Source organism: Bacteroidales bacterium, assembly GCA_041671145.1.
Lineage (GTDB): Bacteria > Bacteroidota > Bacteroidia > Bacteroidales > JAHJDW01 > JAQUPB01.
This window is the reverse complement of the sequence record JBAZBZ010000025.1, coordinates 31,781-46,319: the sequence shown is the minus strand read 5'-3', so window position 1 is coordinate 46,319 and position 14,539 is coordinate 31,781. Positions and strand designations below refer to the sequence as shown.

Genomic DNA, 14,539 nt, shown 5'->3' with positions numbered 1-14,539 from the left:
TGTCTTTTGATTTTGCTTCAAAGTTTATGCTGTTGTCGGTACAAAGTCGCTTTATTTTTTCTTTAATCAATCGCTTGTCAATAAAACTTTCGTCAATTCCGACAATCAGTTTGCTTGCCCAATGTGAATTAAACCTGCTGTCAAAATCTTCGTTGCCGAGAATAATTGCATTGTTTCCGAATATTTCTTTTAACCATTGCAGGAATTTAGTTTTTCCTGTTTCGTTTTCTTTCGATACTAAACAGATTATTGGTAAATTTCGAGTAGGATAGCGGTAGAGTAATGTCAAATAATCCAATGCTACATCGTATTTTTCCTGAAAAATATGTTTTAGAAAATTAATTGTGCTTTGAAAATCTTTTTCCGTTGTGTTTTCTTTTGGAATATGAAGTATTTTTTCATAAAGATTATAACATCTTTCAACTGTTTGCCGAAATGTTTCGGTATTATCAGGAACATTGCAGAAATTAACGTATTTGGGAATCATTGAAAAAAAATCAGGAATTTTACCATAGTCCTCTCTTATTGTTCCTTTTTTCCAAAATACTATTTCTGAAACTCTTTCGCCTTTTGATGTTACTCTGTATCCTTTAAAATAATAATCTGTTTTTACTCTCAAATAATCAGCTGCTCTCGGGTGTTTTATAAGTTTTAGCTCGTTTTCATCAAATTGAAATGATATTCCTTTAAATAGAAATTCATTATTTTCGATTATTGTTTTAAATTTTTCGTGGAATTTTAAAGGTTTTCCGAGTTTATCGGTATCAAGCAAAAAATGTGAGTATAATTTGTTTAATGAATTATCAGTAATGTTTAAGCAATAAAAATATTCTTTTGCTTTTTCCAGCTTTAACAGGTCTTTTACAATGTTCTTTTTTTTATCATTGAAACAACAAAGCAAGTCATCAAGTCCTTTGGCTTTGGTTTCAAACTCATTATTGATATGTGCAAAATAAACATCAACATTTAATTCTTTGCACAATTCACGAAACTTTTTTGCTGCACTATAAAATGAATATAACCGGGTGTGTAAATCTTTATCGAGATTTTCTTTTATGTAGTTTTCCGAAATACAATCAGCATCGAAAAGCAAAATAAGATTTTTTACTTTGCATACTTCAATAATATGAACAATGTATGAATGTAACTCTTTTGTTTTGCTTTCTGTGTAATTGTGTATTCCTCCGATTCCGATAATATTAAATCCTGCTAAATGTCCTGCAAATGCTTTAAACTCGCCTTCAACAATAATTAAAGTATCAATGCTTGTTTTATTCTTAAACTTCTCAATGATTGATGGCGTGATGAACGGTATTACTTCGCTATGATATGGCTGTTTATACTTGTTTTCTTTGGGTTCTGCTAATCGGATTCTTGAATAATCAAAAAGTTTTCCGCTACCATTTTCATACTTGCAAACAAATCCTGAAGGGCTGAAATAATTTATTTGAATGCCTTCGGGAGCTTCTTTGAAATAGCAACTTTCGTAACTATGTCCATCTCTGTCGGATGCTTTTATTTTGTTGTCAGCTTCCGAAATGCCAAGTTTTTCGAGTCGTTGAACAAAATAACTATTAGTTTGCATAATTATTTTTTTAATTGTTTAAATAATTAAAGGGAGCTTGATGAGCTCCCTTTTAACTAATCATTTTCGTCTTCTTCCAATAAGTCCTCTAATTCAAGGATTGCATCTCTTTCAAATTTTTCGTAAGAAACAAGAATAACAATCTCATCGTCTTCAGACACTCCAGTAATTGTATTGGTAATTTCTTTTTCTTCCAATACATCTGCAAATTCTATTATAGAATCTACAGGCACATAAAATTCACGTGTTCGCATAATACAATTGTTTAAAAAATTAATAATTTATTTTGATTGGTGTTTCAGGTAATTATCAGCATCAACGGAAATTTCGGAATTAGTTTTTCGTCGTGCTGATTTAATCCAATTATACAATTCTTGTTTCGAGAAATATAAACGCTTTGAGCGTTTGCATACAGGAATCTCTGAACGTTGGACTAATCCATAAATAGTAGGAACAGAAAGACACAACAAATGAGCTGCTTGTTGTACTGTTAATAGCTCATCTTCTTCTTTCTGATTCTGATTGCTATTAGAAAGCAAAAGTTTTTCAATGTTTGTGAGCTTTTCGTTAAGCTCTTCAACAGCTTGAGGTAATTGGTCGAATGTTATTTTTTGCATTGCTTCAATTTTTAATTTCTTTTGAAGCAAAGAAAATTAATGATATGTTACTGAAACTTGTTGATTTTAATCATGCAAATCAACTTGTAAGTTTTTTTAGGTCTTCTTCATATTGCCCTCTGTATGTGGCAAAATTTTTATTAGTGGTTTCTTTATCCCAACTTTCAAATTGTATAAAAACTTCATGTAAAAAGTCAATCCAGTATTGTCGTTTCTTTTTACCATAAATTCTTTTATGTAATTGCTCGTATGTTTTTCTGATAAATTCAACGGAAATATTTATATGAGGTAAAGGATTTATTTCTTTAGGTAATGACTCGTACTCTATGAGATAATAGGTGTATTCCATTAATCTTTCAAAATCTTTATCTGACATTATTTTTTGTTTAAGAAAATTATTGCCATTTAAACATAACAAGAATTCTTTTGCTATTTCTTTATTTTTTTCTATTGTTGTCTTTTCTGTTTCAGGTATAGCGTTTAAATTAGATGTGTTTTGATGTTCTTTATTTCTGACAATTTCATTTATAAAATAATAATCATACAATTCATCTAAATCTTCAAATTTTTTACTCATGAAAGTATTATAATCTAAATTAAAATATTCAAAAACATTTTTAATCGATTTGTAAATATCTTTTCTGAAATTCTTAATTTTATATAAGCAATAAACAACATCACCAAAAGCTTTTAATAATTGAGGATTAATATTAAAACTTTCAATTTTATCTATGGCATCAGAATTAGATAAGTCAAAAAAGTTTTCAATATTGTCTAATTCACTCAATTTTTCAATACGTTCAGAAAAATAACCTAAAATATAATCAAGACCGGCAGAGTGAAATTTATCAATAATGATGTTTAAGTACCTATATCTATCTTTATCTGAATTTAAACTTAGCAATGCAAATTTTAACTCTTCTTCAAGTTCGCCTAAATATATATATTCTTGGCATAACATAAATTTATCAATTAATGGCTTTAAATCCGAGTTTAATAAATGTTCTAAATCAATTACCTCAAAATAGCTAAAATATTCTTTATGTATTTTTTTTGTTACTTTATTTTCAATCATAGTTACTAAAGTTTAAAAAATTAATTTTATTTTATCAGCTGCATCACGTTTTGTTTTGTCAATAATTTTTGCATACACTTGAGTAGTTTTTATATCTCTATGACCAAGCATTTTGGAAACTGTATAAATGTCAGTTCCTTTGCTTAATTGTAATGTAGCAAATGTATGTCTAAAACAATGAAAAGTAATGTCTTTTGTAATTCCTGCGGCTCCAAGCCATTGAAAAAGATATTTGTTTTCGTGTGCCGAATAAGTTAGTCCCTCAAATACTCTGTCCTTAGGTTGCCCACGTTCACCAAGTAAAAGATATGCCTGTTCAGAAATTGGCATCATCTCAACGCCTTGTGTTTTTTGTTGTTTGAATTGAATAAAATATCCATTACCTTCAATGTATTCTAATTCTCCCCAAACAAGTTTTTGTATATCACAAAAACGCAAACCGGTTAATGCTGAAAATAGTGCCGCTCTTTTTATTAATGGATTTTTACATTCGGTTTTTACAAGCTGGTTTAGTTCTTCCAAAGTTAAAAAGTTTCTTTGTGTTTCCATTTCTTTTATTGGCTCTACCTTTGCGTTTAAATTGATTTGTAAATAGCCGTCCTTGAATGCTTGCTTTAAAGATGCTTTCAACTTATTAAAATATGATAAAGCAGAATTTTGAGAAAGTGTTGTTTTACTGCTCTTATTGCTTTTGGTTGTTAGAAGATGTTCTTTAAAGTCGTTACAAAATTTCTCGTTGAGTTCAGCAAACTTTAATTTTCCTTTTGTGAATGAGTTGAGGTAATTATATGCCGAAACCCAATTGTCGTGGTTTGATGCTTTGCGTTTATCTGCTAATATTTTAAAATATTCAACAAAATTTTGTTCGCTTCTTTCTTTAATTTTTAATTGTTCTTTTTCATATCCTGAATATATTTCAGGTTTATTAATATTGTTTTCTCTTTTTTGTCTTATTTGCTCTGCAAGTTTTAATGTTTCTTTGTTATGTTGCTTATCAATGGGTTTTCTTGGCTTATCAAAAATATATAATCCCAAAAACGCCCTTCTTGTTGGCTCACCTGTTTTGTGGTGTTGTATTGGCGGATAAAAATCAAGATACAAGCTATGTCTTTTTCCTGTAATTGGTTTTTGTCTTAACTTTACTTTTGTAGCCATTATATTTTATTTTTAGTAAGTAAATTATCAATTTCAGTTCTTTTAATAATTATTCTTTTTCCTATTTTAGATGCTGAAAATTTGTTTTGTTCAAGCAGACGATAAATTGTTCGTCTGCTAATACCTAAAAGTAAACATGTTTCAGAAATACTTAAAAATGGCTTTGTTTTTAGCTCTTCAATAGGTTTTATAATTATTTGCCTGGTTTCATTATTACTTATTTCAATTTTTGTTTTTTTTAGATTTTTTTTATATGCTCTCCTGTTGCAATGATGAGAGCAAAAGCGTGTTTTTGTGGTTCGAGCTGTAAATTCTTTTCCACAATATTCGCAAATTCTTTGTACCTCAATATTTGAACTCATTTTTGTGCTTTATTGTGTCATAATGTGTCAATGTGTGTCATATTGTGCCATAATTTCTCCTGTTAACTTTTAAATTTGTACCTCACACATTCAAGGTACAACAAAGGTACAAAATTAAACATAATAACCAAATAATATTGCGTAATAAATGTTAAATGGAAATCATAAAAAAAGCCCTATACATAGGGCTTGTAGTGGATTGCTGAAATTTGTTGATTGTTTGTTGCGTGGTGGTTACTTTCCCACACAAAACTTCCCGAAAATATTATTCAAAATTTCATCAGAGGTAACTTCGCCTGTGATTTCGCCGAGGTAGTGCAGTGCATTTCGGATATCTGAAGCAAGAAGTTCGCTTGAAATTTTGTTTTTCAAGCCGTCTTCAACATTATTGATTGAAGTTAATGCTTTTGAAAGTGCTTCATAATGGCGTACATTTGTAATTATTGTTGTGTTTGAAATATCTTCATTAAGAACCGAATTAACAAGACATTCAGCGATTAATTTTATGTTTTCCTTTCTTTTTGCCGATGCAAAAATTGTTTCCATTTCAACAAGATTTTTAAATCCTTTCGGCGCCTCAATAAGCAAATCGGTTTTGTTGGCAATCACAATTATTTTTTTTGTTTTATCTTTTATGTGATTTTTAAAATCTTCAATATTCGTGTTGATTTCCTCAAGTGGCGTTTCGTTTATATCAACAACATAAAGAATTATTGATGCCTGTTCGATTTTCTGATACGTTTTTTCAATTCCCATAATTTCAATTTTGCTTCTTGCATCTCTCAAGCCCGCAGTATCAATAAATCGGAATGAGTAACCATTTATAACAATTGTGTCTTCAATTGCATCCCTTGTAGTTCCAGGAATTTCAGAAACTATTGCTTTTTCTTCATTTAACAAAGCATTCAGCAATGTTGATTTTCCTACATTAGGTTTTCCGACAATTGCAACCGGTATGCCGTTTTTAATGACGTTTCCCACCGAAAACGAATCAATGAGTTTTTTAATTTCTTCTTTTATGTCGAAAAGTAAATTTTTAAATTTGCTCCTGTTTGCAAATTCGACATTCTCTTCGCTGAAATCAAGTTCGAGTTCAAGTAATGATGAAAATTCCAAAAGCTGGTCCCTTAATTTTTTTATATCATTTGAAAAACCTCCGCGTATTTGTCGTATGGCAACTTTATGTGCCGACTGAGAATAAGAGTTTATTAAATCAGCTACTGCTTCGGCTTGGGATAAATCGAATTTGCCATTTAGAAAAGCACGCATTGTAAATTCTCCCGGCTTTGCTAATCGTGCTCCATTGTCAATTAATAATTTTAATATTTCCTGTTGTACATAAATAGAACCATGACATGAAATTTCTATCAAATCCTGTCCGGTATAGGAATTCGGATTTTTAAAAACACTCAACAGAACATCATCAATAATTTCATCACCCTTTGTGATAAAACCATGATGAACAGTATGAGATTTTTGTTGTTCAAGTGAAATTGAATTTTCGGAATAGCTGAAAATCTTTTTAACAATCGAAATTGAATTTTTTCCCGAAACTCTGACAAGGGCTATAGCACCTATTCCCGCAGGTGTTGAAATTACACAAATATCATCTTCAATGTTCATAATGCAAGTTTTTAAATTTAAAAGTTTAGTAAATATAAAAAGTTTTTTTTTAATTTCTAAAAAATATTTGTTTTGGATTTTTTTTAATTGATTTTGCTGTTAATTTTGTATGATATATAATTCAAAAAGCCATGAGTATATTAGTCAACAAAAATTCGAAAGTCATTGTTCAGGGATTTACCGGAACTGAAGGAACGCATCATTCAATGCAAATGATTGAATATGGAACAAACATAGTTGGCGGAGTTACACCGGGCAAAGGTGGCACGACGCATCTCGGAAAGCACGTATTTAATACAGTTTCCGAAGCAATGAAGCAAACAAATGCAAATGTTTCAATAATATTTGTTCCGCCGGCGTATGCTGCCAATGCAATTATGGAAGCTGCCGAAGCAGGAATAAAAATAATTGTTTGCATCACCGAAGGCATTCCAACAAACGACATGGTTACAGTTAAAGAATTTCTGAAAGCTCAAGATTGCAGGTTAATAGGCCCGAATTGTCCGGGAATAATAACTCCTGGTGAAACAAAAATAGGAATAATGCCCGGTTTCATTCATAAAAAGGGAATTGTAGGAGTTGTTTCGCGTTCTGGCACATTAACTTACGAAGCTGTTGACCAGCTTACAAAAGCCGGATTAGGACAAACCACAGCAATTGGCATAGGTGGCGACCCGATAATAGGCACAACTATTCTCGATGCAGTAAAATTATTTATGGCTGATAAAGAAACCAAAGGTATTGTCATGATTGGAGAAATAGGAGGCAACATGGAAGCCGAAGCTGCCTATTGGCTAAAAGAAAATAAAACAAAACCTGTTGTGGCTTTTATTGCAGGACGCACTGCACCGAAAGGAAGAACCATGGGACATGCAGGTGCTATTATAGGAGGGAAAGAAGATACTGCAGAAGCAAAAATAAAAATCTTAAAAGATTGCGGAGTTACTGTTGCTGATTCCCCTGCTGATATTGGTAAAAAAATGCTGGAAGTAATAAAATATTAGGTGATAGGTTAAAGTTGGTGAATTATACTGAAACACTGCGAGAGTTTCAAGCTCTCGCAGTGTTATTAGTAGTTTTAACCCAATAGCTTTTTTGCCGGACATAATTCTTCACTCTCATATCGCTTGCATTTGGGCTTGCAGCTTATACATTGGTTTACCTTTTCATTTCTGCATGCTTTTTCCACCCATTGCGGGTCAGTAAGTAAATCGCGTCCTATAGCAACAAAATCAGTTAAATTGTTTTCGATAAGATAAGAAGCTCTTTCGGGAGTTTTAATTTCATTAACAACAATAACAGGAATAGTTATATGTTTTTTTATTTCTGTTCCACTATATACAATCCAATTGTAACCAAAATTTTCTGGCACCTGAGGGATGAGCTTATTAACTCCGCCATGTGACACGTTAAGTATATCCACTCCAAGTTTTTCTAATTCCTGTGCTACCTGAATGCCATCGTCTAAAGTAGGGGCGTTTGCACCCATTCTGTAACATATTATAAAATCGTTTCCTGAATTATTTTTTATTCCTTTTATTATATCTCCGGCAAATTTTAATCTTTTTGAAACTCTTCCTCCGTATTCATCAGTTCTCTTGTTTATTGCCGCCGATGCAAACAAACACAACAAATACAAATGAGCTCCGTGTATTTCTATTCCATCGAACCCTGCTTTTTTTGCCCTAACAGCTCCGTTTATAAAATCATTAGTAAGTTCTTTAATTTCTTCGGTAGCTAAGCTGTAAGACCTGCTTATTTTCGGGTCTATTGAAGGACCTGCTGCTTTTTCGGAAACTGTTTCGGGAGTGTAAAACCCTCCATGATGCAATTGCAAAAGCATTACAGAGCCATATTTATGACAAGCATCTGTTATCTTTTTCATTCCTTCAATTTGCGAATCGTCCCAGATACCAAGCTGCGGAATAAATCCGCGTCCTTCTTTTTTTATTGCTGTGGCTTCTACAATAATAGTTCCGACATTTGCTCTTGCTCGTTCTTCATAATGTTTAATGTGTTTCTCATTAACAAATCCATTATCATCAGACCAACCGAAATTAACCATTGGCGGCATTACAATTCTGTTTTTGATTTTAAATCCTTTTAATTCGAATTCTTTAAATATGGCTTTCATTTGTTTAAATTTTAGTTTTTTTACTATTGTCCGGTTAAAAAATATTACTTTTGGGCTAAAGCCCGTTTGTGCCGAGTTTCATTACCCTTAAGGTCGGGGTCAGTCAATCGCGGATAAAAACACCATCTTCATCAATTTTGAGTAGTTTCACTTCAATAATTTTATTTATTAATTCCGTTTTAAAAGCTGTTTTTACTTTCACATAATTCTCAGTAAAACCATAAATAAATCCTTTATTATTTTTCGATTCGAAAAGAACTTTTGCTGTCCGTCCTTTCTGTTGTTCATAAAAATATTTTTTCTTTTTATCGGAAAGTTCATGCAAAATTCTGCTTCTTTTTGTTCTATCATTAACAGGAACAATATTTCCGATTTTCAAAGCTGCCGTGTTATCTCTTTCGGAAAAAGTAAAAACGTGCATATAGGAAACATCAAGTTTATCAAGAAAATTATATGTTTCCATGAAATCATTTTCTGTTTCTGAAGGAAAACCTACAATCACATCGGTAGCGATACAGCACTGCGGCATTATTGATTTTATTTTTTTAACTCTTTCAACATATAATTCTCTTTCATATTTTCTGTTCATTAATTTCAGAATTCTGTTTGAGCCCGATTGAAGAGGAATGTGAAAATGTGGCAAAAACTTTTTTGAGGCGGCAACAAATTCAATAATTTCATTAGTAAGCAAATTCGGTTCTATTGAAGAAATTCTGAATCTTTCAGCATTATCAATTTTATCAAGCTCTTTGAGCAGGTCGTAAAATTTTTCATTTGTGTCGGTACTGAAATCGCCAATATTAACACCTGTAAGAACTATTTCTTTAACACCCGTTGCAGATATTTGCTTTGCACTTTCAACAACATTTTTTACAGTATCACTTCTGCTTTTACCCCGCACATGAGGAATTACGCAATACGAACAAAAATAATCGCAACCATCCTGTATCTTAAGAAAGGAGCGGGTTCTGTCATCTGCCGAACATGAGGGAACAAAATTATTCTCAATCTTCATGTCGGAATTAATAATTACGGGATGTATTTTCTTTTCAATATTTGTAAGGTATTCGGCAAGCTTATGTTTTTCCTTATTGCCAATTACCAAGTCAACACCCGATATTACAGCTATATCTTCGGGTTTCATCTGTGAATAACAACCAACGACCACAATAAAAGCTTTTGATGATGATTTTGTAATCTGCCTGATTATTTGCCTGCATTTGCTTTCAGCGTTTTTAGTTACAAGACATGTATTTATGATAAAAACATCAGGATTTTCAGAAGCTTTTACTTTTTGAAAACCGCTTGCTGCAATGTTTTTTGCAATTTCGGAAGTTTCAGAATAATTAAGTTTACATCCGAGAGTAATAAATGCTGCTTTTGGTAATTCTTTCATTATGCAAATTTATGCTATTTTTGAATTATTATAAAAACAAATATTTTGGTGATTTAAAAAAAAATATATAGTTTTGTGCATCTAAAGAAATAAAAATTATACAGATGCATGATTCGAAACAACGTACAATATTCTTGATTGAAGATAACCGTACAGAAAATATTCTGCTGAAATTATCGCTTAATTCATTTAAAAACATAAAAGTTCACACTTTTGTGAACGGACATGAATTGCTGAATAGTATAAATCTCAATCCCGACATAGTTATTGTTGACTTGAATTTGCCCGATATTCAAGGATATGAACTCATAAAACTTATTAAGGAATACAGTTCAGGCATCTACATTGTGGTGGTTTCTTCGCAGAAAGATATTGAAGTGATTGCAAAAACACAGGAACTAGGGATTTTTAATTATATTGTCAAAAACGAAGGATGCCTTAAACATCTGAAAACTATTATTCAGGATATTTTGGTGCTAATCGATTACAAAGAAAGCAAACAAAGTACTGAAGAATAAAAGTTTCATTGATTATTTCCTGTTATATTTTCCGCCTTTATGTTTTTTCCTTAATTTCATGAATTAATAATTTATGATAAAGTCAAAGAAAATATTAAAAAAAAATAACAAAAAAAAGATATTTTTCCACAAAAAAAACAATCATAGCCACGCACAGAAGAAAAAAACCGAAAGGGTTTCTCAATCTACGGATAAAAGATATAAAGATTTTTTAAAATACCTGCCCGAGATAATATTTGAAACAGATAAAAGCGGAAGAGTTTCATACCTGAACAAACACGGAAAACAAACATTTGGTATTACGGACCTCGAAATAAAAAAGGGATTTAATATTATCAATATTTTCATACCTGAAGATAGGGCTAGAATAGCTCAGTCCATAAAGAAAAAAATTAAAAGAAAATACTTTCCCATACAGGAATACTCCATAATAAATAAAGATAATGAAATACTTCAGGTAAACATTATTAGCACTATTATTACTGACGGCAAAAATAATGCAACCGGTTTGCGTAGTGTTATGACTGACATCACCGATATTAAAAGAGCAGAGTGGGCTTTAAGAGAAAGTGAAGAAAAATATCGCTTGCTTGCAGAACTTTCAACAGATATAATTTGGACTATGGACACACAGTTGAGATACACTTATGTGAGTCCATCCATATATAAACAAAGGGGATATACTTCTGAAGAATTCATGCAATTGCCAGTCGAAAAAGTATTTACTCCTTCATCTCTTGAGGAAGTAAAAAAAAGTTTTTTAGTCGAACTAGATAAAGCAATAAAAGGAAAAGTTCCGAAAGAAAATGTTTATATAACAGAACTTGAATTTATTTGCAAAGATGGCTCAACTGTTTGGGGTGAAGTTAGTGTTCGCACTATTTGGGATAAAAAAAACAAAATAACAGGAATATACGGCTCAACAAGAGATATAACCGAACGCAAAAGAACAGAGGAATACCTGCAAAAATTTTCTACACTTGTCGAATCTTCAAGTGATGCAATAGTATGTGAAACATTAGATGGATATGTTACTAGCTGGAATAAAGGTGCCGAGGAAATATACGGGTATACAAAAGAAGAAGCCATAGGAAAAAATGTAACAATGTTACTGCCTCCTGAAAATTTGCGAAACGAACCATTAGAATTTCTTGAAGAAATAAAAAAAGGGAACAACATTGACCGACGCGAAACAACACGATTGAGAAAAGATGGGAAACCCGTATATACGTCAATAACGATGTTTCCTCTCAGAGATTCGAAAAATCAGATAATTGGTTCGGCAGCAATAGGAAGAGATATGACTACACGCAAGCTTGCCGAAAAAGCATTAATTGAAAGCGAAGAAAGGTTCAGGGAAATGGCCGATAATATTAGCGAAGGATTGACAATTATTGAAAATGACAAGGTGGTTTATGTGAATAAAAGAACTCTTGAGATTATCGGATGCACAAAAAAGGAATTTCGTGAATCTTCATGGCTCGAAATTGCAGCACCCGAAGAGAAAGAGAGATTAAAAAATATATATAATGATGTTAAGAAAGGGAAAATGAAATTTCCCAAAGAACTTGAATTCTGGATTATAAGAAAAGATAATGAAAAGTGCTGCATATTCAATCACTATACAACAAGTTATAACAGCAATTCCAACACAACAAAAAAATATATAATAACATTTGATATAACTGAACGAAAATTAATAGAAGAAAAATTAACGGCGATAGTTGCAAATTCTTCCGATGTTATAGCTATTGTTAATGTTGCAGGAAAAGTTAAATATCACAGTCCTGCATTTGAAAAAATTTTAGGATACAAACTTACTGAAATTTTAGGCAATTCAGCTTTTGATTATATTCATCCCGATGATTTGCCCAATGTAAAAGAAGTATTCAGCGATTTGCTAAAGAACCCTGATAAAACCATAAAGACCGAATATCGTTTTCTTTGCAAAGATGGAAGCTGGGTTCACACAGAAAGCATTGCAACAAACCATTTGCAAAATCCGGTAATCAGAGGTTTTATTATAAATTCACGCGACATAACTTTAAGAAAACAAATTGAAGAAAAGCTGCATCAAAGCGAAAACCAACTTAAAGAAGCCCAAAAAATTTCAAAAATAGGTTCCTTTGAATATGATTTAAAAAATAAAAATTTTAATTTTTCCGAAAATTTCTTTGAGGTCTTTGGTATTACATTTCGAAAAAACTTTTACTATCAAACAATATTAAATAAAATTCACCCTGAGAACAAAGAAGATTTTATTAAAATTTTCGAAACAGAAAAAAAGAACATCAAAATTGAAAATTTTGAAAAGGAAATTAAAATACTTAATTCAGATGGAACAAACAGAAGCATAATTGCAATAAAAAAAATAATCCCTGATAAAAACAACAATCCTTCGAAAATATTTATTACCATACAGGATATTACACAGCAAAAAGTTAATGAGGAATTGAAAAGGAACGTGGAATTAGTTGAGAAAACAGCAAAAATAAAACAACAGTTTCTTGCAAATATGAGTCATGAAATCAGAACTCCGCTGACAGGTATAATGGGCATGGTTGATATTTTGCTGAATACAAAACTCGATGAAGACCAGTTGAATTATTCTCAAACCATTAAAATATCTGCGGAGAATCTTCTGGAAATAATTAACGATATCCTTGTATTGTCGAAAGTTGAAGAAAGAAAGCTCGAAATAAAACCAATTATTTTCGATATGCACGAACTTATCAATAATGTGAGAACAATAAGCGAAGTCCTCATTAAAGATAAGGAAATTGATTTGACAATAAATTACCCTTCCGAAATATCTAATATTGTTAAAGCTGATGAAAACAGGGTAAAACAAATTATGATGAATTTTATATCAAACGCTATAAAATTCACAGAAAAAGGTGAAATAAAAATTAATTTTTCATTACTGCATAAAAACAAAAATATAGTCAAATTCAAGATTGAAGTTGTTGACACTGGAATAGGCATAAGAGAAAAAGACCAGGTAAAACTTTTTACAAAATTCGTTCAGATTGATTCATACAAGGAAGTTAGCAATTATGAAGGAATAGGTTTAGGTCTTGCTGTTTCAAAAGAACTTGCAGAACTTATGGGAGGAAATGTAGGAGTGAGCAGTAAAAAGGGTAGAGGCAGCAAATTCTGGTTTACTTTTGATGCAGAATTATTAGATAAAAATTATTCCATTGAAAAAATCAAAAGTTATGAATCTTTTTATAAAAAGAATTTCAACCTTAAAATACTTCTGGTTGAAGACAAAAAAATAATCCGTAAAGTGATAACTATAATGCTTAAGAAAGCAGGATGCATTATCGATGAAGCAGAAGACGGAATGACTGCAATTAAAAAATGTGGTGAGAATAAATATGATTTAATTTTCATGGATATCCAAATGCCTAAAATGGATGGCATAACAACTACAAAAGAATTAAAAAACAGATATCCCCAACTTCCTCCTATAATAGCTTTAACAGCGTATACTCTGGAAGGAGATTGCGAAAACCTTCTGAATAAAGGAATGGACGATTACCTTCCAAAACCTATAAATAAAGAATTGCTTTATAAAAAACTTTATAAATATTCAAAATCTGCTATTCAAAATACCGATAATAAAATACAAATGCCTAAAACAGATTTCAATAATTTGCCACTATTAAACAACGAAACATTAAAAGACATTATAAATAACCTAAATGGAAACAAGAGCGAGCTCAAGGAACTTTTCGTGAATTTTATTGACGATGCCGATGAACTGTTTAGTAAAATAGAATCTGCTGTACTTAATCGAAATTTTGGGGAACTGAAAATTGCAATTCATACTATTAAAGGATTAACAGGTACTATAGGTGCTTCACAATTATATGAAATTATTAAAAAACTCGAAAGTACTCTTAAAGATAATGAAGAGAATTTCCAAGAAAACGTAAAAACCATTGATTTAATGATGGAGAAATATGATTTACTCAAAAATTATATTAAAAAATCATATCTTGGTTAACAAGATTTATTTTCCTATTATTAAAGTTTTTGTATAGCTTTTTTCAACAAATGTTTTATTTT

The 14,539-nt window shown here is 31.2% G+C and carries 12 protein-coding genes; 3 read left to right on the top strand and 9 right to left on the bottom strand.

Annotated elements, in window-relative coordinates:
- The 7 genes from WC223_09085 to mnmE form a co-directional block, all read right to left on the bottom strand.
- A partial coding sequence (locus WC223_09085; GenBank protein ID MFA6924392.1) for a primase-helicase family protein occupies positions 1 to 1,585 on the bottom strand: 1,585 nt, incomplete at its 3' end.
- 56 nt (positions 1,586 to 1,641) lie between these two features.
- Positions 1,642 to 1,839 (bottom strand): hypothetical protein, encoded by a 198-nt coding sequence (locus WC223_09080; protein ID MFA6924391.1) that lies wholly within the window; start codon positions 1,837 to 1,839, stop codon positions 1,642 to 1,644.
- 27 nt (positions 1,840 to 1,866) lie between these two features.
- Positions 1,867 to 2,202 (bottom strand): helix-turn-helix domain-containing protein, encoded by a 336-nt coding sequence (locus WC223_09075; protein ID MFA6924390.1) that lies wholly within the window; start codon positions 2,200 to 2,202, stop codon positions 1,867 to 1,869.
- Positions 2,203 to 2,281: 79 nt separating this feature from the next.
- Positions 2,282 to 3,277: a hypothetical protein gene (locus WC223_09070; protein ID MFA6924389.1), complete on the bottom strand. Its 996-nt coding sequence runs from the start codon at positions 3,275 to 3,277 to the stop codon at positions 2,282 to 2,284.
- Between the two features lie 12 nt (positions 3,278 to 3,289).
- Positions 3,290 to 4,432, bottom strand: coding sequence for a site-specific integrase (locus tag WC223_09065; protein MFA6924388.1), 1,143 nt, complete (start codon positions 4,430 to 4,432; stop codon positions 3,290 to 3,292).
- Positions 4,432 to 4,794 carry a helix-turn-helix domain-containing protein gene (locus WC223_09060; protein ID MFA6924387.1) on the bottom strand — a complete coding sequence of 121 codons (363 nt, stop codon included), beginning with the start codon at positions 4,792 to 4,794 and terminating at the stop codon, positions 4,432 to 4,434. Before WC223_09060 ends, WC223_09065 begins: the two co-directional genes overlap by 1 nt.
- A 234-nt stretch (positions 4,795 to 5,028) precedes the next feature.
- A complete protein-coding gene (gene mnmE / locus WC223_09055; GenBank protein ID MFA6924386.1) occupies positions 5,029 to 6,417 on the bottom strand; it encodes a tRNA uridine-5-carboxymethylaminomethyl(34) synthesis GTPase MnmE in 1,389 nt (462 codons plus the stop codon).
- Positions 6,418 to 6,548: 131 nt separating this feature from the next.
- Here mnmE and sucD point away from each other — a divergent pair, with 131 nt between their 5' ends.
- Positions 6,549 to 7,421 (top strand): succinate--CoA ligase subunit alpha, encoded by an 873-nt coding sequence (sucD, locus tag WC223_09050; GenBank protein MFA6924385.1) that lies wholly within the window; start codon positions 6,549 to 6,551, stop codon positions 7,419 to 7,421.
- 74 nt (positions 7,422 to 7,495) lie between these two features.
- On the opposite strand, the gene WC223_09045 is transcribed toward sucD, so the two are convergent.
- Positions 7,496 to 8,551 (bottom strand): NADH:flavin oxidoreductase, encoded by a 1,056-nt coding sequence (locus tag WC223_09045; protein MFA6924384.1) that lies wholly within the window; start codon positions 8,549 to 8,551, stop codon positions 7,496 to 7,498.
- A 103-nt stretch (positions 8,552 to 8,654) separates the two neighbouring features.
- A complete protein-coding gene (mtaB, locus tag WC223_09040; GenBank protein ID MFA6924383.1) occupies positions 8,655 to 9,947 on the bottom strand; it encodes a tRNA (N(6)-L-threonylcarbamoyladenosine(37)-C(2))-methylthiotransferase MtaB in 1,293 nt (430 codons plus the stop codon).
- Between the two features lie 104 nt (positions 9,948 to 10,051).
- On the opposite strand from mtaB, the gene WC223_09035 reads away from it, so the two are divergent.
- Together WC223_09035 and WC223_09030 are read left to right on the top strand one after the other, a co-directional pair.
- A complete protein-coding gene (locus WC223_09035) occupies positions 10,052 to 10,465 on the top strand; it encodes a response regulator (GenBank protein MFA6924382.1) in 414 nt (137 codons plus the stop codon).
- 73 nt (positions 10,466 to 10,538) lie between these two features.
- Positions 10,539 to 14,477: a PAS domain S-box protein gene (locus tag WC223_09030; GenBank protein MFA6924381.1), complete on the top strand. Its 3,939-nt coding sequence runs from the start codon at positions 10,539 to 10,541 to the stop codon at positions 14,475 to 14,477.
- The last annotated feature ends 62 nt before the right edge of the window (positions 14,478 to 14,539 follow it).

Coding starts and splice junctions, on each gene's coding strand:
- WC223_09035 (MFA6924382.1), top strand. CDS start 10,052: ATGCATGATTCGAAACAACGTACAATATTCTTGATTGAAGATAACCGT.
- WC223_09045 (MFA6924384.1), bottom strand. CDS start 8,551: ATGAAAGCCATATTTAAAGAATTCGAATTAAAAGGATTTAAAATCAAA.
- WC223_09030 (MFA6924381.1), top strand. CDS start 10,539: ATGATAAAGTCAAAGAAAATATTAAAAAAAAATAACAAAAAAAAGATA.
- WC223_09080 (MFA6924391.1), bottom strand. CDS start 1,839: ATGCGAACACGTGAATTTTATGTGCCTGTAGATTCTATAATAGAATTT.
- WC223_09070 (MFA6924389.1), bottom strand. CDS start 3,277: ATGATTGAAAATAAAGTAACAAAAAAAATACATAAAGAATATTTTAGC.
- WC223_09075 (MFA6924390.1), bottom strand. CDS start 2,202: ATGCAAAAAATAACATTCGACCAATTACCTCAAGCTGTTGAAGAGCTT.
- WC223_09060 (MFA6924387.1), bottom strand. CDS start 4,794: ATGAGTTCAAATATTGAGGTACAAAGAATTTGCGAATATTGTGGAAAA.
- mtaB (MFA6924383.1), bottom strand. CDS start 9,947: ATGAAAGAATTACCAAAAGCAGCATTTATTACTCTCGGATGTAAACTT.
- WC223_09065 (MFA6924388.1), bottom strand. CDS start 4,432: ATGGCTACAAAAGTAAAGTTAAGACAAAAACCAATTACAGGAAAAAGA.
- sucD (MFA6924385.1), top strand. CDS start 6,549: ATGAGTATATTAGTCAACAAAAATTCGAAAGTCATTGTTCAGGGATTT.
- mnmE (MFA6924386.1), bottom strand. CDS start 6,417: ATGAACATTGAAGATGATATTTGTGTAATTTCAACACCTGCGGGAATA.